This window comes from Campylobacter concisus, from assembly GCF_003048405.1.
In the GTDB taxonomy this organism is placed as follows: domain Bacteria; phylum Campylobacterota; class Campylobacteria; order Campylobacterales; family Campylobacteraceae; genus Campylobacter_A; species Campylobacter_A concisus_Q.
Window position 1 is genome coordinate 952773 of sequence record NZ_PIQS01000001.1, and the last position, 18491, is coordinate 971263.

General features: G+C 37.9%; 16 protein-coding genes and 1 tRNA gene. 14 read left to right on the forward strand and 3 right to left on the reverse strand.

Annotated features, from left to right (window positions below; genetic code table 11):
• Nucleotides 1-5: 5 nt before the first annotated feature.
• The 7 genes from thrB to ribD are packed head-to-tail and all read left to right on the forward strand — an operon-like array spanning nt 6 to nt 7336.
• A complete protein-coding gene (thrB, locus tag CVT18_RS05020) occupies nt 6-890 on the forward strand; it encodes a homoserine kinase (protein ID WP_107824297.1) in 885 nt (294 codons plus the stop codon).
• 21 nt (nt 891-911) lie between these two features.
• Nucleotides 912-1166 (forward strand): hypothetical protein, encoded by a 255-nt coding sequence (locus CVT18_RS05025; RefSeq protein ID WP_084108762.1) that lies wholly within the window; start codon nt 912-914, stop codon nt 1164-1166.
• On the forward strand, nt 1153-3801 hold the full coding sequence (infB, locus tag CVT18_RS05030) for a translation initiation factor IF-2 (RefSeq protein ID WP_107824298.1): 2649 nt from the start codon (nt 1153-1155) through the stop codon (nt 3799-3801). The genes CVT18_RS05025 and infB overlap by 14 nt, the downstream gene beginning before the upstream one ends.
• Entirely contained in the window at nt 3798-4163 is a 366-nt protein-coding gene (gene rbfA, locus CVT18_RS05035) for a 30S ribosome-binding factor RbfA (RefSeq protein ID WP_084108756.1), read from the forward strand. Before infB ends, rbfA begins: the two co-directional genes overlap by 4 nt.
• On the forward strand, nt 4156-4572 hold the full coding sequence (gene rimP / locus CVT18_RS05040) for a ribosome maturation factor RimP (protein WP_103629133.1): 417 nt from the start codon (nt 4156-4158) through the stop codon (nt 4570-4572). Before rbfA ends, rimP begins: the two co-directional genes overlap by 8 nt.
• 1 nt (nt 4573) lies before the next feature.
• The gene (locus CVT18_RS05045; protein WP_103629132.1) at nt 4574-6223 is read left to right on the forward strand and encodes a formate--tetrahydrofolate ligase; all 1650 of its coding nucleotides are present in this window, start codon (nt 4574-4576) and stop codon (nt 6221-6223) included.
• A 51-nt stretch (nt 6224-6274) separates the two neighbouring features.
• Nucleotides 6275-7336 carry a bifunctional diaminohydroxyphosphoribosylaminopyrimidine deaminase/5-amino-6-(5-phosphoribosylamino)uracil reductase RibD gene (gene ribD, locus CVT18_RS05050; RefSeq protein WP_103629131.1) on the forward strand — a complete coding sequence of 354 codons (1062 nt, stop codon included), beginning with the start codon at nt 6275-6277 and terminating at the stop codon, nt 7334-7336.
• Here ribD and CVT18_RS05055 read toward each other — a convergent pair.
• The 3 genes from CVT18_RS05055 to CVT18_RS05065 form a co-directional block, all read right to left on the reverse strand.
• Nucleotides 7333-8196, reverse strand: a complete 864-nt coding sequence (locus tag CVT18_RS05055) for a VIT1/CCC1 transporter family protein (RefSeq protein ID WP_103629130.1) — start codon at nt 8194-8196, stop codon at nt 7333-7335. The two genes, ribD and CVT18_RS05055, sit on opposite strands and share 4 nt — an antisense overlap.
• 55 nt (nt 8197-8251) lie before the next feature.
• Nucleotides 8252-8336 (reverse strand) — tRNA-Leu (locus CVT18_RS05060).
• A 46-nt stretch (nt 8337-8382) separates the two neighbouring features.
• Nucleotides 8383-8685: a F0F1 ATP synthase subunit C gene (locus CVT18_RS05065; protein WP_004317263.1), complete on the reverse strand. Its 303-nt coding sequence runs from the start codon at nt 8683-8685 to the stop codon at nt 8383-8385.
• A 205-nt stretch (nt 8686-8890) separates the two neighbouring features.
• Between CVT18_RS05065 and CVT18_RS05070 the strand changes: the two genes are divergently transcribed.
• The 7 genes from CVT18_RS05070 to pckA all read left to right on the forward strand — a co-directional run bounded on the left by CVT18_RS05070 (nt 8891) and on the right by pckA (nt 18418).
• On the forward strand, nt 8891-10237 hold the full coding sequence (locus tag CVT18_RS05070; RefSeq protein WP_107824299.1) for a sodium-dependent transporter: 1347 nt from the start codon (nt 8891-8893) through the stop codon (nt 10235-10237).
• Complete coding sequence (locus tag CVT18_RS05075; RefSeq protein WP_107824300.1) at nt 10234-11565, forward strand: sodium-dependent transporter; 1332 nt, start codon at nt 10234-10236, stop codon at nt 11563-11565. The genes CVT18_RS05070 and CVT18_RS05075 overlap by 4 nt, the downstream gene beginning before the upstream one ends.
• A complete protein-coding gene (locus tag CVT18_RS05080; protein ID WP_107824301.1) occupies nt 11565-12905 on the forward strand; it encodes a sodium-dependent transporter in 1341 nt (446 codons plus the stop codon). The genes CVT18_RS05075 and CVT18_RS05080 overlap by 1 nt, the downstream gene beginning before the upstream one ends.
• A gap of 9 nt (nt 12906-12914) precedes the next feature.
• Nucleotides 12915-13424, forward strand: coding sequence for a TRAP transporter small permease subunit (locus tag CVT18_RS05085; RefSeq protein WP_087579692.1), 510 nt, complete (start codon nt 12915-12917; stop codon nt 13422-13424).
• On the forward strand, nt 13424-14812 hold the full coding sequence (locus CVT18_RS05090) for a TRAP transporter large permease (RefSeq protein WP_054196248.1): 1389 nt from the start codon (nt 13424-13426) through the stop codon (nt 14810-14812). Before CVT18_RS05085 ends, CVT18_RS05090 begins: the two co-directional genes overlap by 1 nt.
• A 122-nt stretch (nt 14813-14934) precedes the next feature.
• On the forward strand, nt 14935-16737 hold the full coding sequence (locus tag CVT18_RS05095; RefSeq protein ID WP_103629126.1) for a biotin/lipoyl-containing protein: 1803 nt from the start codon (nt 14935-14937) through the stop codon (nt 16735-16737).
• A 106-nt stretch (nt 16738-16843) separates the two neighbouring features.
• Nucleotides 16844-18418: a phosphoenolpyruvate carboxykinase (ATP) gene (pckA, locus tag CVT18_RS05100; protein ID WP_180999686.1), complete on the forward strand. Its 1575-nt coding sequence runs from the start codon at nt 16844-16846 to the stop codon at nt 18416-18418.
• Nucleotides 18419-18491 lie beyond the last annotated feature (73 nt).

Sequence of the window (18491 nt, forward strand, 5' to 3'; positions counted from 1 at the left end):
AAATTTTGAATATCTTAGTGCCTGCAACAAGTGCGAATTTGGGCCCTGGTTTTGATGCTTTGGGGCTTAGTTTGAAGCTTTTTAATAGTGTGAAAATCGAGCCAGCAAAATTTAGCTCAGTGTCGATAAACGGCGAAGGCAGTGGAAGTGTAAATTTAAAGAGAAATAATATATTCTTAAGTATTTTTAATGAAATTTTTTTTGAGCTAACTGGAAAAAATGGAAATTTTAGAGTCGTTTTTGAAAATAATATTCCATTTTCAAGGGGACTTGGCAGTAGCTCCGCTGTTATCGTTGGGGCCATTGCTTCAGCGTACGAAATGGCTGGCTTTAAGGCAAGTAAAGATACAGTTTTAAATAAAGCTATCATCTATGAAACCCATCCTGATAATATCTCGCCAGCAGTTCACGGCGGATTTATCAGCGCGATCGTAAAAAATGGCAATGTCTACGCAAATAAAATAAATTTAAGTGACGAGATAAAAGCAGTAGTTGTTATCCCAAATAAACCAATGAGTACATCCTCGTCAAGACAAATTTTACCAAAGAACTATACGATGAAAGAGTGTGTAAATAACTTATCTCATGCTGCTTTTTTAACGTCTTGTTTTTATGAAAAAAAGTATGATCTCTTAAAAATAGCAAGCAAAGATTTGATGCATGAAGAGCGTAGAATGCACGCTTTAGAAGAACTTTTTGAAGTTAGAAAAGTAGCTTATGAAAATGGTGCTTTAATGAGCACGCTTTCAGGCTCAGGTTCAAGCTTTTTAAACATCGCTTACAAAGATGATGCTAAAAATTTACAAGATATTTTAAAGAGTAAATTTGGTGATTTTAGGGTTGAGGTTTTTTCATTTGATAACGATGGATACGAAATTACGCAAAGCTAAAAACAAGTTTAAAAAGATATAATGAACAAAAATAATCCTGTAAGGACATGTGTCGCTTGTAAAATTAAAATTTCTCAGAGCTTGCTAAAAAGATACCGCTTGGTAGGTAAAAATTTAGAGCATGGCAAAGGAAATGGTCGTAGCTTTTATTTGTGTGACAAATGTATACAAAAAGATATAAAAATTTTAAAAAAAATAATTGATAAACAAACTAAAGGTGCTTTTATTTGTGATGCACCGAAGTTAAAGGAGATACTCTTAAATGAGCAATGTTAGGATTTCAGAGATCGCAAACGAGCTTGGCTATCCAAGTAAAGAGATAGTAGAAAAAGCTCAAGAGTTAGGATTAAAAGTCAAAACTCACTCAAATGCAGTTAGCCTTGAAGAGGCCGAAGCTATATATGAATATGTTCAAACTGGCGTGATACCAGATAAATTTAAAAAGAAAAAGAGTGAACCTAAATCAAAAAAAGAGCCTAAAAAAGAAGTAGAAAAAGAGTCAGTAAAAAAAGAAGAAAAACAAAAAAGCGAACCTAAAAAAGCTACTACTAAAACTGAGTCAAAGTCAGTAAAAGCTGAGCCTAAGAAAGAGGCACAAATTTTAGAAGAAAAACAAAAAATTGAGCCTAAAAAAGAAGAAATCAAAGTAGAGCAAAAACAAGTCGAAGCTCCAAGACCAAAAGAGAGTTTGGCTGATGTGACTCAAAAAAGACGTGGTCTTGTGATAGTAAAAAAGAAAAAAGATTATGAAGCGCCAATTGCTACAAAAGAAGAGAAAAAGCCTGAACCAAGCATAGCTAACATAAGCGATTTTAAAAGTATGTTTTCAGCAAATGATGAAAATTTAGCTAAGAAAAAGAAAAAAGATAAAAAAGTAGTTGTTGCAAGTAAAAAGGATAGCGCCCAGAAGATGGATCTGCTTGGCGGAAGTGATTTTGGTGACATCGTACTAGAAGATGAAGATGTAGTTGTTCTTCCTGATTTTAGCTTTAAAACCCCAGCACCAGTACCTGCTCAAAAGACAAAACAGCCAAATGTTATGAGAACTACGGTCAACAATACGATAAATTCATTTGGCGAAGGTGGTATTCAAAGAAGAGCTAGAAAAAAACACAAAAAGCCTGAAAATAAACAAAACAATGAAGCTGTGACGTCTGTAAATATTCCAAAAGAAATTCGTGTTTATGAATTTGCTGAAAAGCTAAATAAGCAGCCAAGTGAGATCATAGGTAAGTTATTTATGCTTGGTATGATGACAACAAAAAATGACTTTTTGGATGAAGATGCGATAGAAATTTTGGCTGATGAGTTTAATGTAGAGGTTAATATCATCGACGATCAAAAAGAATTTGACTACGTAGCAGCCTATGAAGAAGAGATAAAAGACGATGAAAATCTCCAGCCAAGAGCACCAGTCATAACCATCATGGGTCACGTTGATCATGGTAAAACTTCATTGCTTGATTACATAAGAAAATCACGTGTAGCAGCAGGAGAGGCTGGTGGTATCACTCAGCATGTCGGTGCTTACATGGTAAACAAAAACGGCAAAAATATCACATTTATCGACACTCCAGGTCATGAAGCGTTTACTGCTATGCGTGCAAGAGGGGCTGGTGTAACTGATATAGTTATCATTGTTGTTGCAGCAGATGACGGCGTAAAACCACAAACAAAAGAGGCGGTTAGTCACGCAAAAGCTGCAGGCGTACCAATAATCATTGCTATAAATAAAATGGATAAAGAGTCAGCAAATCCTGACCTAGTAAAGACTGGTCTTGCCGAGCTTGATATCATGCCAACAGAGTGGGGCGGAAAGTATGAATTTGTGCCAATCTCTGCAAAAACAGGCATGGGTATAGATGATCTACTTGAGATCGTACTTTTACAAGCTGATCTTTTAGAACTAAAAGCAAATCCAAAGGCAAATGCAAAAGCAACTGTTATCGAGAGCTCACTTCAAAAAGGCCGTGGTCCAGTAGCTACCATCATCGTTGAAAATGGCACGCTTCATGTTGGGGATACTGTCGTAGCTGGCGTTGCGTATGGAAAGATAAGAAGCTTACTTGATGATCAAGGTAAACCTTTGCAAGATATAAAACCAGGTGAATGTGGCGTGATAGTAGGTCTTAGCGAGATAGCAGAGGCAGGCGAGACATTAATAGGCGTAAAAACTGACAAAGAGGCTCGTGAATACGCGCAGAAAAAGGCTGAATATATCCGCCAAAAAGAGCTTAGTAAGAGCACGAAAGTTAGTATTGACGAGCTTAGTGCTAAGATCGCTGAGGGTGAGTTAAAGACGCTTCCAGTCATCATCAAAGCTGACGTTGGTGGTTCACTTGAGGCACTAAAAGCAAGTCTAGAAAAACTAGCAAATGATGAGATCAGGGTAAATGTCATCCACTCAGGTGTTGGTGGCATCACACAGAGCGACGTGGCACTTGCTAGTGCGAGTGAGGACTGCGTAATTCTTGGCTTTAACATAAGGCCAACTGGCGAGATAAAAGAAAAAGCAAAAGAGAGTGGCGTTGAGATTAAAACTTATAACGTTATTTATAATTTAATTGACGATGTGAAGGCGATTTTGGGTGGATTAATGTCGCCGATCATCAGAGAAGAGCAGCTTGGTCAAGCTCAGGTTCGCCAAGTGATCCATGTACCAAAAGTTGGTGCTATTGCTGGATGTATCGTCACTGAGGGCACAATAAACAGAGGTGCAAAAATTCGCCTTATTAGAGAAGGCGTGGTCGTTTATGAGGGCTTAGTAAGCTCACTAAAACGCTTCAAGGATGATGTCAAAGAGGTCGCTAAAGGTTATGAGTGTGGCGTTGGTATCGAAAATTTCAACGACATCAGAGAAAACGACTATATCGAAAGCTTTAAAGAAGTCAAGGAGAAAGCTACTCTATGAACGCTAACGAAATAAAGCGTATGAGAACAGAGAGTGTGCTAAAAGAGCTCATTCCAGAGGCTCTAGCTACTCTTGAAGATGGTATTTTAAAGGGGCTTTGTGTCACTGATGTCGAATGTAAAAAGGGCAGATACGACGCCTTTGTTTATCTTGATAAAATGGCTTTTGATGAGCGTGAACAAGAGTATATTTTGGGACATTTAAAGCGAGTTTGTAGGCATTTGCAAAACCACTGCATGGCAGCTGAGGGTTGGTATAGATGTCCAAATTTTCACTTTAAATTTGACGATAGATTAGAGTATCAAAACCATATGGATAAGTTGTTTGATAAAATTTCAAAGGATTTAAACAAAAATGGATAATTTAGACAAACTAGTACGCGAATGTGGCGTCGAGCTTTACGACAGCGAGATCGCAAATGAAAACGGCAGGGCTATTTTTAGAGTTTACATCACAAAAAATGGCGGAGTGAGTCTTGATGACTGCGAAAAAGTAAGCCGTCTGCTCTCACCTATTTTTGACGTGACCCCGCCAGTTAGTGGAGACTACAACCTAGAGGTTAGCTCACCCGGTCTTGAAAGAAAACTTAGTAAGCCGTCTCATTTTAAAGCGAGTGTTGGCGAGCTTGTGAAAGTTCAAACCGAGGCTGATAAATTTACAGGAAGACTCATAAAAGCAGATGAAGAGAACATTGTAGTTGAAAACGAAGAGGGGATTTTTGAGATCAACATCAGTGAGATAAAAAAAGCAAAAACATATTTGGAGTGGTAAAATGCTAAGCGACATTGAGATAACTCATCAAACAAAGCTAGAACATATCAGTAAAGTTGCCGCAAGATTAGGCTTAAGTGAAGAAGAGCTCGAGCTTTACGGAAAATTTAAGGCTAAAATTTCCCCTAGACTTGAGCCATCAAACTCAAAGCTCATCTTAGTCACCGCGACTAACCCAACCCCATACGGCGAAGGCAAAACGACTATGTCGATCGGTCTAGCTGACGCACTAAATTCACTTAATAAAAAGGTTTGTTTAGCACTTCGCGAGCCATCTCTTGGACCAGTTTTTGGCATAAAGGGTGGAGCAGCAGGTGGCGGCTACTCGCAGCTTGCGCCGATGGAAGATCTAAATTTACACTTTACAGGCGATTTTCATGCTATAACATCGGCAAATAATCTTATCTCGGCGATGATAGACAATAGTCTTTATCAAGAAAACCCACTCAAAATAGAGAAAATTTTATGGAAGCGCTGTATGGATATGAATGATCGCGCGCTTAGATTTATCACAGTAGGACAGGGTGGTAGAACGGACGGCGTGCCAAGAGAAGATGGCTTTAACATCACTGCTGCAAGCGAGATTATGGCTGTGCTTTGTCTGGCTACGAGCCTCTCTGATCTAAAAGAGCGCGTGGCAAACATCATGGTCGCCTATGATAGCGACAAAAAGCCTATCTATGTACGTGATCTAGGCTGCGAAGACGCTGTTTGTATACTTTTAAAAGATGCGATCAAGCCAAATTTATTTCAAACACTTGAACATACACCTACGCTCGTGCATGGTGGTCCATTTGCAAACATCGCACACGGCTGCAACTCCGTCATCGCAACAAAAACAGCTCTAAATTTAGCAGACTATGTCATCACTGAGGCCGGCTTTGGCTCGGAGCTTGGTGCGGAGAAATTTTTAGATATAAAATGCAGGATCGCTGATATAAGGCCAAGCGCTGTGGTGCTTGTAAGTACGATCAGATCGCTAAAATATAACGGTGAAGCCAACAAAGATGAGATCACAAAACCAGATATGAACGCCCTTAAAAAAGGTATAGAAAACCTTGGCGGACACATCGAAAATTTAAAAGTCAAATTCGGACAAAATGTAGTCGTAGCGCTTAATAAATTTGGCTTTGACACTGATGAAGAAATAAATTTCGTAAAAGAGTACTGCCGTGAGCTTGGCGTAGAAGTGGCAGTTTGTGAGAATTTCTTAAAAGGTGGTAAAGGTGCACTTGAGCTTGCTGAGCTAGTTTTAAAAGCGTGTGATAAGCCAAGCAAGATAAATTTCACATACGAGATGAGTGATGATACGAAAACTAAAATAGAAAAAGTCGCTAAGGAAATTTATGGAGCTGGTGAGGTAGTCTTTGAAGAGGCCGCTCTTAAAAAACTTGAGATGATAAAAGAGCTAAATTTAAGCCATTTGCCAGTTTGTATCGCAAAAACGCAGTACTCATTTAGCGATGATGCGAAGCTTTTGGGTAGAGCAAAGGGTTTTACATTTAGCGTAAAAGACCTTGATATTAGAACGGGAGCTGGCTTTATCGTCGCGGTTTGCGGTAAGATCATGCTGATGCCAGGACTTCCAAAAGTGCCAGCTGCGGTCAATATGAAGATAGACGCAGATGGCAAGATCGACGGCTTGTCGTAAATTTATGAAAAAGATACTGGCAAACGCCAGTATCTTTTTTAAGAGGTATAGATGAACGACGAATTTTACATGGATCTTGCTTTAAGCGAGGCTTGGAAATTTCAAATATTAACCTATCCAAATCCAGCCGTTGGATGCCTTATACTTGATGAAAATTGGCAAATTCTGTCTTGTAAGGCCCATGAAAAGGCTGGATATTTGCACGCTGAGCCAACGGCGATATTTTTTTCACTTTGCAAAAAAAGTGAAAAATTTAAAAAAGATTTTATAAAAGCTTATAACGATAAATTTAGCTCTAATATAAAAGAGGGCGAATTTAGCCTTTTAGAGCCAAAATTTACTTACGAATTTATACTAAACAACCACTCAAATTTACTAAAAAACGCAAAAGCCTACGTCACTCTTGAACCTTGCTCGCATCATGGCAAAACGCCACCTTGTGCAAATTTACTAAAAGAGCTTGGTTTTAGTGAGGTGATAATAGGTAGCTACGATGAAAATAAGGTAGCAAGTGGCGGTGGTAATTTGCTTAAAAGCGCTGGTATAAAAGTTAAATTTGGCGTTTTAAAAGAGCATTGTGATAAGCTACTTGAGCCATTTTTAGCCTATCAAAATGGTGGATTTAGTTTTTTAAAAATAGCTCTTAGTAAAAATGGCGTGGCAAGTGGTGGCATCATCACAAATGAGCTTAGCCGCACGCATGTCCATAAACTAAGAAGCGTCATAGATACGCTAGTGATCGGCGGCAACACAGTGCGAGTTGATCGCCCAAAGCTTGATAGTAGGCTAGTAAGTGGCGGCAAAAATCCAGATGTCATAATCTACTCAAGAAGTGATAAATTTGATAGGACAATACCACTTTTTAGCGTGTCAGGGCGCAAAGTTAGCATTCAAAAAGAGTTTAATCTAAAAGGACTTTGCATGTTTGAAGGGGCTGGTGAGTTTTTAAAACTTGCAAAAGAGGGCAAGCTAGCAAATGTAAAGTGGCTACTTATCTATCAAAGCTCAAATTTTAAGGATGGTAAAAGCTTGAGCCTTGATCTAAATTTAAAGCCACTATTTAGTGGGAATTTTGGAGACGATAGCTACACCTGGTATGAAATTTTGGATTAAATATCTAAGCCAAAATAGTGCTTGACTAAAAAGCCAATACCAAACGAAATGATCGCAACACCAAAAGTTATCACACACATCTCAATCACTCTTGGTAAAAATTTAAGCTCTTTTGCCACGCTTATGTAAAAGTTGTAAGTGATAATGGCAACAAAGGCAAAGAAAAACATCGACAAGACAGCGTAAACACCACTTGAAAAGATGAAAAATGGAAGTATCAAAAACGCCGTTGTTATGATGTAAGAACCACCTGTGTAGAGCGAATAGGTAAGCGGTTTGATCTCGTCGCTTGGATTTTCTTTTGACTCAAGATATGCTGAGCCAGCCATGGAAAGTGCAGCTGCAATACCCATGATAAGGCCCGTCGCACCAACTGATTTTGTATTTGAAAAAGCTAGAGCGATGCCACTTAGCGTGCCAGTTAACTCAACTAATGCGTCATTCATACCAAGAACAATGCCGCCGGCATTTATGAGCTTTATGTCTTTTAGCATAGAGATTAAATTGTTTTCATGATTTACTTCTTCTTCATAAATATCTTTAGCTTCAGGATACTCATCAACGATACCAAGATAAAATTGCTCTGCGTCTTCTTCACGTGACTCCATAAATTTTAAAGTAAAAGATGTACCAAAAATTTTAACAAGTATCGTGTAGAAAATGACTTTGAATAAATTTGCACTTCTGCTCTCACCTGTTATCTTTTGGCAAAAAGCATAATGTCGTTTTTCCTCAGTGATTAATTTACGAAGTATTTTTTTATTTTCTTCATTTTTTTCACTAGCTTCGAGTAACGTATAGATAGCGGTATCATCTGCTTCATTTTGTAGCTGTTTTAAAGCACGTTTTTTATCTAGCATAAATTCCCCTTTTTAAATTTTGTAAGATTTTGGATTTTGAAGTGTAATATTAGTATGGTGCGATCAGCGAGACTCGAACTCGCACACCTAGCGGCACTACCCCCTCAAGATAGCGTGTCTACCAATTCCACCATGATCGCAAAAAGAGTAAAAGCCCCAAAAAGGGGCTAAATTTAAGCTTTACGCTTAGCCAAGCATTGGGTTTGCGTAAAGAACAATAAGTGTAATAACAAGTGCGTAGATAACTTGTGCTTCGATCATCGCAAGAGCGATAAACATTGTAGTCATAAGTTTGCTACCAACACCTGGGTTTCTAGCTGTTCCGCTAATTGTTGCAGCAGCTGTATTACCCATACCAATAGCACCACCAAGGGCTGCAAGGCCAAGACCAATACCACCAGCGATAACTGAATATGATCTAATCATCTCGCCATCAGCGCCAAATGCAAATGCAGCAAGACCAAGAATTAAAAACACGATCTTTTTCATCGTTGCTCCTTTAAAATTTTAAAGCTCTTTCGGATCTGTCCCCTACTTAAACTTTGTGAGCCGTAATATTACAAAAACAAAACTTTGTTTCAAATAAAAACACTAAAAATTTAAATTGCCCATAAAAAATTCTTGGCTTAGAAAAATAAAAGTTTTTTTATGTTATCTTTGAAAAAATTAATTTATTCTTAATCTCAGGTAATCAATGATAAATGAAAAATTTTCAAAAATAGGCTTTGTTCTTGCTATGGCAGGATCGGCTGTTGGACTTGGTAATGCATGGAAATTTCCAACAATGGTAGGAAACAATGGTGGCTCAGCGTTTATAATTTTATATTTACTTCTCACGTTTGCTATCGCTTTTGTAGCGTTTTTAGCGGAGCTTAGCATTGGTAAGCTTGGTGAGAGTGACGTTGTAAGCTCCATTTATAAACTTGCTCCAAAACATAAAAAAATATGGTCCCTTTCAGGCTTTTTTATGATAGGAGCGATACTTATTGCTTCGTTTTATATGGTTGTCATTGGCTGGATATTAAAGTATATTTATCTTGGCTTTTCGCCACTTTTGGCTGATACTAAAGAAGCAGCAGCGCAGTTTAATACGCTTTTATCAAATGATTTAAGTAGTGCTATTGTTTGTTTTAGCTTGGTTTTTTTAATGGTATTTTTTGCTGTTTCAAAAGGTGTGAAAAGTGGCATTGAAAAGCTAAATATCTGGATGATGCCGGGTCTTTTTATACTGCTTGTTTGTATACTTTTTTATGCAATTAGCATGGGTGATGGCTTTGTTAAGGCGGCTAAATTTTTATTTGTGCCAAATTTTAGTGCGATCACGCCAGATGTTGTTTTGCAAGCTCTTGGACTTGCGTTCTTCTCGCTATCTATGGGTGTCGGCGTCATACCGACATACGCTGCAAATTTACCGGAGCAGACAAATCTTATAAAATCAACGCTTTCTATCATCTTTATAAACATATTAATAGGCATTATAATGGGACTTGTGGTCTTTACATTTATATTTGCTTATGGAGCTGATAGTACGGCAAGTGGACCAGGGCTTATTTTCATCTCGCTTGTTACGCTTTTTGCAAAGCTTGGGATAGTTGGCAATATTATGGCCATCGCATTTTTTGTTTCACTTTTATTTGCTGGTGTTACAAGTGCTGTTTCAATGATTGAACCATTTGCTTATTATTTGGTTAGAAAATTTGAAATTTCACGCAAAATGGCTCTTGTTTATATTGGAATTTTTGTCTATATTTTAGGCCTTTTTTGTATTTTTTCATATTATGCGCAGACGGCTAATATCTTTAGTATTTTTGGTAAGCCAGTCTTTGATGCACTTGATTTTCTTACTTCAAATATAATGATGCCAATAGGTGCCATAATTTTTAGTTTTTTTGTTGGCTATAAACTTAAAAAAGAGAGCCTATATCTACTCTTTGGTGAATTTATGGGAAAAGTATTTTTTGAAATTTGGTACTTCACTCTAAGATACATCGTTCCAGTTGCAATTTGTGCCATCATGATCTATCAAATAGCAGGTAAATGATGGATAGATTTAGTAAAGTTGGTTTTGTTCTATCTATCATTGGAGCAGCTATTGGCCTTGGTAATGCGTGGAAATTTCCATATATGGTCGGTAGTAATGGTGGTTCAGCGTTTATACTTATATATCTATTTTTTGCTTTTGTCGTTGGGCTTAGCATATTTTTTGCCGAGATGGCGATGGGTAAAATTTCTCGTCTTGATACGGTTGGGGCATTTAAAAGTCTAGCTGCAAAGGGGGCAAATTCTTGGAAATTTGCTGGTGTTGTGATGGTGACAGGGTTATTCATCGCATCTTTTTATACGCTCATTATCGGCTGGGTTTTAAAATACGTTATCTTAAGTCTTGGTGAGCTTCCAAAAGATATGGCAAGCTCAGAAGCGCTTTTTGTAAATTTTACTTCAAAGGGCATAGAGGAGCAAATTTTATACTTTAGTATCGCTTTTTTTGCCTACTTTTTTATACTTACAAAAGGTATAAAAAGTGGAATAGAACGTATAAATGTATATCTTATTCCAGCGCTTTTTATTTTGCTTTTGCTTATGCTTGGCTACTCTTTTGGCATGAATGGATTTGATGAGGCGGCTAAATTTTTACTTGTACCTGATTTTTCAAAGATAGATCAAAGCGCTATCTTAAATGCTCTTGGGTTAGCTTTTTTTACGATGTGTATTGGCATTGGCTGCATTTTAACTTACTCATCAAGCCTAGGCAATGATACAAATTTATTTACTTCATCACTTTATGTAGTCTTTGCAAATATAATTATTAGTGTGATTATCGGACTTATAGTTTTTACATTCACCTATGAATTTGGCTCAGAGCCATCAAAGGGCGCAGGGTTAGCGTTTATCTCGCTTCCAACGCTTTTTGCAAAGCTTGGTTTGCTTGGAAATTTCTTAGCTTTTGCATTTTTTACATCTTTATTTTTTGCTGGTATAACATCGGTTATTTCACTAGTTGAACCATTTATATTTTTCTTAAATAAAAGCTTGGGATTTAGTAGAAATAGATCAATTATTATTGTCGGCGCCGTAGTTTATCTTTTAGGGATTTTATGTGCATTAAGCGGCATTGGCGATTTTAAAGAAGCACTTACATTTTTTGGCAAGAGCTTTTTTGATTTGCTTGATTATCTTAGCTCAAACATTATGCTCCCACTTGGTGGCATTATATTTGCCATTTTTGTTGGGTACTTTATGAAATTTGAGCTTTTAAAAGAACTTTTCTTGCCTTATATGGGTGAGATTGTTTTTAAAATTTGGTATTTTTTAATAAGGTTTGTGGCACCAGTTCTAGTTTTTGTGGTGTTAGTAAGGGAGATTGCATAATGGCAAAAGAACAGTTTTCTAAAATAGGTTATGTTTTAGCAGTTGCAGGGTCAGCTGTTGGACTTGGCAATGCGTGGAAATTTCCATATATGGTCGGTGAAAATGGCGGATCGGCATTTGTTATTTTATATCTTTTGATAACGTTTTTAGTTGGCATACCTATCTTTATGGCAGAGCTAAGTATTGGCAAACTTAGTGAGAGCGATAGTGTAAATGCCTTTAGAAAGTTGGCGGATAAAAATAAAAATTTATGGCAACTAGTTGGAATTTTAGCTATGGTAACCGCAGCTATAATCTCATCTTATTATATTGTTATCATCGGCTGGGTCTTTAAGTATTTCACACTATCTTTTACCGGTCTTCCAAACGATATAGAAAGTTCAAAAGTAATATTTAACGAGCTTCTTACACATGGTCTTGGCGAGCAGACGCTTTATTTTGTTATAGCATTTGTAGCTTGCTTTTTTATCCTTTCAAAAGGTGTGAAAAGTGGTATTGAAAAGCTAAATGTTTGGATGATGCCAAGCCTATTTATCATGGTTTTAATCATGCTTATCTTTTCTATGACGATGAATGGCTTTACAAAATCGGCTGAGTTTTTACTTGTTCCTGACTTTAGCAAAATTTCATTTAACTCGCTCTTGCTTGCTCTTGGGCTTGCTTTTTGGACACTATCTCTTGGTATGGCAGCGATCATTACATATTCAGCTAGCCTAAGCGATGATACAAATTTAGCCACTTCTACGCTAAGTATCGTTTTTATAAACATCGTCTTAGCCATCATGATGGGTCTTGTTATCTTTACATTTATATTTGAATTTGGCGCAGAGCCGTCTCAAGGACCAGGACTTGTCTTTATCTCGCTTCCAACGCTCTTTGCAAAGCTTGGTGTGATAGGTCAAATTTTAGCTGTGGCATTTTTTGCTGCACTTATCTTTGCTGGCATTACTTCGGCTATCTCTATCGTAGAGCCGTTTGTATTTTTCTTGATCAGAGAGTATGGCATTAGCAGGATAAAAGCTCTTAGCATAGTTGGAGCTGGTGTTTTTGTATTAGGATTTTTATGTCTTTTATCAAATATAGAAAATGTTGGCGACAAATTTATGCTCTTTGGTAAAAATTTCTTTGATTTTCTTGACTTTACCGCTTCAAATGTTCTGCTTCCAATTAGTGGTATAGGTGGAGCGATATTTGTTGGATATTTTATGAAAAGAGAGGCACTTTATGTGCTATTTAGTCCATATATGAGTGACTTTGTATTTAGTGCGTGGTATTTTTTATTAAGATATGTGGCGCCAGTTTGCGTCTTTATCATCATGATAAATAAATTGTTTTTTTAAGGGTTGTTTATGCAAAAAGTTGAGAAATTTTTTGATAAGGTTGGCGATATAGTCGGCTATATTTGCATGTTTGTTATGGCTTTGATGATAATAGACGTCTTTTTTAACGTTGTGGCAAGATATTTTTTCTCTTATGGAAACGTTGCATTTCAGGAGCTTGAGTGGCATTTTTTTGCTGTGATATTTTTGCTTGGTATGAGCTATGCATTAAAAGAAGATGCACACGTTAGAGTTGATATATTTTATGCTAAATTTTCACCAAAGAACAAAGCTCTTGTAAATATGATAGGAACTGTTATTTTTGTAATTCCATTTGCACTTTTAGTTTCAAATTTATCGTTTGAATTTGTGAGTGATGCTTATACTTCAGCTGAAGCTAGTGCGGATCCAGGCGGTCTTACTCACAGATGGATCATAAAAGCACTTATTCCTTTTTCTTTTTATCTACTTGTATTTTTTGCGATTGGCTTTTTTATAAGAAATTTTAATCTTTACAAAAAAGCTAAAAAGGGGGAATAATGGCTGGTTTGATAATGTTTATAGCTGCGCTTTTGATGCTAGGCATTGGCTTTCCAGTAGCCTTTACCTTTGGTGCGGTTTCTATGATATTTGGCATGATTGGTAGTATTGTTGAGAGTATTGGAGACGGAGATGGGCTACTTGGAAGTATCGAAGTTTTCAAAGATATGTTTAACTTCATGCCATATAGAATTTTCTCTATCATGGAGAGTAGAATTTTTATAGCAGTTCCACTTTTTGTATTTATGGGCGTCGTGCTTCAAAAGTCAAAACTAGCTGAGAGGCTACTTGAGAGTATGGGTATGCTTTTTGGAGAAATTCGCGGAGGCATTGCTATTAGCACTATCTTGGTTGGAGCACTTCTTGCAGCTTCAACTGGTGTTGTTGGTGCAAGTGTCGTTGCAATGGGCGTTATAAGCTTACCTGTTATGTTAAAGTATAAATACGACCAAGCGCTAGGTTGTGGCACTATATGTGCCGCTGGTACGCTTGGACAGATCATTCCACCTTCTATCGTGCTAATTATCTTGGGTGATATATTTTCAGTGCCAGTTGGTGAGCTTTTTCATCAAGCCATCATCCCAGGACTCACGCTAGTAGCAGTTTATATCATTTATATTTTGATTGTTGCTTATTTGAAACCAGATACCGCACCAGTAGTAAAAGATGAGAGCGGTGTTAGTAAATTTAAGCAGATCATGAGAGCACTAATCGCTATCTTTCCGCCACTTTTACTGGTTATTTGCGTATTGGGTTCTATATTTGCAGGTATCGCTACACCAACTGAAAGTTCAGCTTTTGGCTGCGTCGGAGCCATTATTTTAGCTATTTTTTATAGGACATTTTCATTTTCTATGATAAAAGAGGCATTGGCTGAAAGCGTAAAAACCACAGCACTTGTCTTTGCCATACTTGTTGGTGCGACAGCCTTTTCTATGGTATTTAGTTACACTGGTGGCGATGAGATTGTTGAAAAATTTATGACAAATTTGCCAGGCGAGAAGTGGGGCTTTATCATTTTTAGTATGGTTGTCATCTTTGTACTTGGCTTTTTTATCGACTTTGTTGAAATTTCATACATTGTGCTTCCTATCTTGGTGCCAATAGCCGCAAAGCTTGGTATAAATCCAATTTATCTAGCAATCTTAGTTGCTATGAATTTACAAACTTCATTTTTGACGCCGCCATTTGGTTTTAGCTTATTTTTCCTAAGGTCAGTCGCACCAGCTGAGATAAAAACGACTGCTATTTATAAAGGCGTTGTGCCTTATATTTTTATTCAGCTTGCTGTACTTGTATTTTTCTGCGTCTTTCTAATGGAATTAAAGCCAATGCTTGATGCGAGCCACGGCGGATTATTAAACTTCTTACTCTCACTTTTTAAATGATATAAAAGTTTTTGGTTGTAAAATACCAAAAAACAAGCAAAATGGCTAATTTGAGTTTCTAATCAATTTAGCCATTTTCTATGAACTCTTTAAATAAATTTATAAAATTAATGAGGTGGGTGATGGCGAAGAAATTTATCGATGTTATGGATACGACCTTTAGAGATGGCTTTCAGTCAGTTTATGGCGCTAGAGTGCTTATGAATGACTTTTTGCCTGCGCTTGAAGCAGCCAAAGAGGCTGGCATAGAGCATTTTGAATTTGGCGGTGGGGCTAGATTTCAAAGCCTTTATTTTTACCTAAATGAAGACGCTTTTGCGATGATGGATAAATTTAGAAGCATCGTAGGACCAAAAGCAAATCTTCAAACCCTAAGCAGGGGCGTAAATACCGTCACACTTGATACTGGCAGCCGTGAGCTAATCGACCTTCACGCAAAGCTTTTCAAAAAACATGGAACCACCACCATTAGAAATTTTGACGCACTAAATGACGTTGAAAATTTAAAATATTCAGGCGAGAGGATCGCTCATCACGGACTAAAACATGAAGTTGTTGTTACGATGATGGATCTGCCCAGTGGCTGTGTGGGAGCACATGATGTTAAATTTTATGAGAAAATTTTAAGAGAAATTTTAGATGCAAACATCCCTTATCACAGTGTTTGCTTTAAAGATGCAAGTGGCACAAGTAGCCCACAAAAGGTCTATGAAACCATAAAAATGGCTAGAAAATTATTGCCAGAAAAAACTCATATCAGACTTCATACACATGAAACAGCAGGCGTAAGTGTGGCTTGCTATCTTGCAGCGCTTGAAGCCGGCGTTGATGGAATAGATCTAGCCGCAAGCCCAGTAAGTGGTGGTACAAGTCAGCCAGATATCTTAACTATGCTTCACGCAGTAAAAGGCAAAAACTACGATCTTGGCGGACTTGACGTGGAGAAAATTTTAAAATATGAAAGCGTTTTGAATGATTGCTTAAAAGAGTATTTCTTGCCACCTGAGGCCGTACAAGTAAGCCCACTCATACCATTTTCACCGATGCCTGGTGGCGCGCTTACAGCAAATACCCAGATGATGAGAGATAACAACATCTTAGATAAATTTCCAGAGGTTATCCTTGCGATGCGTGAAGTGGTGCAAAAGGGTGGATACGGTACTTCAGTGACTCCTGTTAGCCAGTTTTACTTCCAACAAGCGTTTAATAATGTAATGTTTGGCAAGTGGAAAAAGATAGCTGAGGGATACGGTAAAATGGTGCTTGGCTACTTTGGCAAGACACCAGTTACGCCTGATAAAGAGATCATCAAGCTTGCAAGCGAGCAACTAGGCTTAAAACCAACTACAAAACACGCAGTTGATATAGCTGATAAAGATGAGAGTAAGTCGCTTGCTCACGTAAAAGAAATTCTAAAGCAAAACAATATAAAAACTACCGAAGAAAATATATTTATAGCAGCAGCTTGTAAAGAAAAGGGTATCGCATTCTTAAAAGGCGAAGCCAAAGTAAATGTTAGAAAGATCGACCCAAATGCTAAAGCAAACGAGGGCAGACAAACTCAAAGTGGCAGATATAGTGTCGTTGTAAATGGTAGCCGCTACAATGTCGAAGTAAGCGAAGGTTTTAACGATGGCATCCAAGTAAAATCAATCACCGGAGTTGAAGGCAAGAGCGTAAAAAATACTAAAAGTGCAGCAGCAGGTGCAACTGAAAATGATATCGTTGCTAGCTTGCCGGGTGCTGTGCATAAAATTTTAGTAAGTCCTGGCGATCAAGTCAAAAAAGGGCAAGCTGTAGTCGTGCTTGAAGCAATGAAGATGGAGATAGAGGTCAAAGCCCCAAAAGATGGTGTGATAGGATCTATTGAAGTTAGCAAAGGTCAAAGCGTCGCGAACAATCAAGTGGTGGCTAAATTTAAATAAATTTGCCACTTTTAAAAAGATAGTGTTAAGCGAAATTTGATTAACATTTTGATGACTTTTAGGTCAGAAGTTATAAAGAAATGAAAATTTTAAAGGAAACAACATGATAAATAAATTAGACGAGCTAGGTCTAAAAGAGATCAAAAAGATAAATCACAATCTAAGCTACGACGAGCTTTTTGAGCTTGAAAAGACAAATAACGAGGGCAGGGTTTCAAGCAACGGCACGTTTATGGTAGATACGGGAATTTTTACTGGAAGAAGCCCAAAAGATAAGTACTTTGTCAAACAAGATCCAAGTCAGAAGTATATCGCTTGGGGCAAGATAAATCAGCCTATTACAAAAGAGCTATTTGATAAACTTCTTAAAAAAGCAAAAGAGCAGCTAAGTGGCAAAGAAATTTTCATCCAAGATGCATTTTGTGGAGCTAGCAAAAAGAGCCAAAAATCAGTCCGTTTTGTTACCGAAGTAGCGTGGCAAGCACATTTTGTAAAAAATATGTTTATCCGCCCAAGTGAGGCAGAGCTAGCTAAATTTGAGCCTGATTTTGTAGTATATAACGCTTGTAAGACAAAAAATGAGGACTACAAGGCTGATGGACTACATTCAGATGTCTTTGTTATCTTTAATGTCGAGGAAAATGTTGCAGTGATCGGCGGCACATGGTATGGTGGCGAGATGAAAAAAGGTATTTTTTCTATGATGAACTACTGGTTGCCACTTGAGGGCAAGCTAAGCATGCACTGCTCTGCAAACGTAGGCGAAAAAGGTGATACAGCGCTATTTTTTGGCCTATCTGGCACTGGTAAAACGACACTTTCAACCGATCCAAAACGCAAGCTAATAGGAGATGACGAGCATGGCTGGGACGATGATGGCGTGTTTAACTTTGAGGGTGGCTGCTACGCAAAATGTATAAACCTTGATCCAAGTAGCGAACCAGAAATTTACGCAGCGATCAGGCGTGATGCGCTACTTGAAAATGTCGTGGCTGACGAAAATGGCGTGGTTGATTACAAAGATGGCTCAAAGACTGAAAACACACGCGTGAGCTATCCGATCTATCACATCGACAACTACGAGCCAAGCTCAAGCGCTGGTCATCCAAAAAATATCATCTTTTTAAGTGCTGACGCTTTTGGCGTGCTCCCTCCAGTTGCAAAGCTGACAAAAGAGCAGGCGATGTATTATTTCTTAAGTGGCTACACAGCAAAAGTTGCTGGCACAGAGCGCGGTATAACTGAGCCAGTCGCTACTTTTAGCGCTTGCTTTGGCGAGCCATTTATGCCACTTCATCCAACTGTCTATGCAAAATTGCTTGGCGAAAAGATAGATAAGCACGGCGTAAATGTCTATCTTGTAAATACAGGCTGGAGCGGCGGTGCTTACGGCGTTGGCAAGCGTATGAGCATAAAAGCAACACGTGCTTGCATAAATGCGATCCTTGATGGCAGTATCACAAAATGTGAATTTGAAAATTTTGATAAATTTAACTTCGCTATCCCAAAAGAGCTCGATGGCGTCGAGACAAAGCTACTAAATCCTATAAACACATGGACGCATCCGGCTGAGTATAACGCTTCACGTGATAAGCTCGCTAAAATGTTTGTTGAAAATTTCAAACGTTACGAAGATGTAAAAGAGGGCGTTGAGTACGCTAAAGCTGGTCCAAAGGCTTAATTTGCATAGCCTTGCAAAAAATTTTGCAAGGCTAGTTTTTTTAGTTGGCATTTTTGATATTAAAGTATCTTTC

What these genes read in the sequence shown, in the direction of transcription:
- CVT18_RS05025 (WP_084108762.1), top strand. Translation starts at nt 912, where the DNA reads ATGAACAAAAATAATCCTGTAAGGACATGTGTCGCTTGTAAAATTAAA.
- infB (WP_107824298.1), top strand. Translation starts at nt 1,153, where the DNA reads ATGAGCAATGTTAGGATTTCAGAGATCGCAAACGAGCTTGGCTATCCA.
- rbfA (WP_084108756.1), top strand. Translation starts at nt 3,798, where the DNA reads ATGAACGCTAACGAAATAAAGCGTATGAGAACAGAGAGTGTGCTAAAA.
- rimP (WP_103629133.1), top strand. Translation starts at nt 4,156, where the DNA reads ATGGATAATTTAGACAAACTAGTACGCGAATGTGGCGTCGAGCTTTAC.
- CVT18_RS05045 (WP_103629132.1), top strand. Translation starts at nt 4,574, where the DNA reads ATGCTAAGCGACATTGAGATAACTCATCAAACAAAGCTAGAACATATC.
- ribD (WP_103629131.1), top strand. Translation starts at nt 6,275, where the DNA reads ATGAACGACGAATTTTACATGGATCTTGCTTTAAGCGAGGCTTGGAAA.
- CVT18_RS05055 (WP_103629130.1), bottom strand. Translation starts at nt 8,196, where the DNA reads ATGCTAGATAAAAAACGTGCTTTAAAACAGCTACAAAATGAAGCAGAT.
- CVT18_RS05065 (WP_004317263.1), bottom strand. Translation starts at nt 8,685, where the DNA reads ATGAAAAAGATCGTGTTTTTAATTCTTGGTCTTGCTGCATTTGCATTT.
- CVT18_RS05070 (WP_107824299.1), top strand. Translation starts at nt 8,891, where the DNA reads ATGATAAATGAAAAATTTTCAAAAATAGGCTTTGTTCTTGCTATGGCA.
- CVT18_RS05075 (WP_107824300.1), top strand. Translation starts at nt 10,234, where the DNA reads ATGATGGATAGATTTAGTAAAGTTGGTTTTGTTCTATCTATCATTGGA.
- CVT18_RS05080 (WP_107824301.1), top strand. Translation starts at nt 11,565, where the DNA reads ATGGCAAAAGAACAGTTTTCTAAAATAGGTTATGTTTTAGCAGTTGCA.
- CVT18_RS05085 (WP_087579692.1), top strand. Translation starts at nt 12,915, where the DNA reads ATGCAAAAAGTTGAGAAATTTTTTGATAAGGTTGGCGATATAGTCGGC.
- CVT18_RS05090 (WP_054196248.1), top strand. Translation starts at nt 13,424, where the DNA reads ATGGCTGGTTTGATAATGTTTATAGCTGCGCTTTTGATGCTAGGCATT.
- CVT18_RS05095 (WP_103629126.1), top strand. Translation starts at nt 14,935, where the DNA reads ATGGCGAAGAAATTTATCGATGTTATGGATACGACCTTTAGAGATGGC.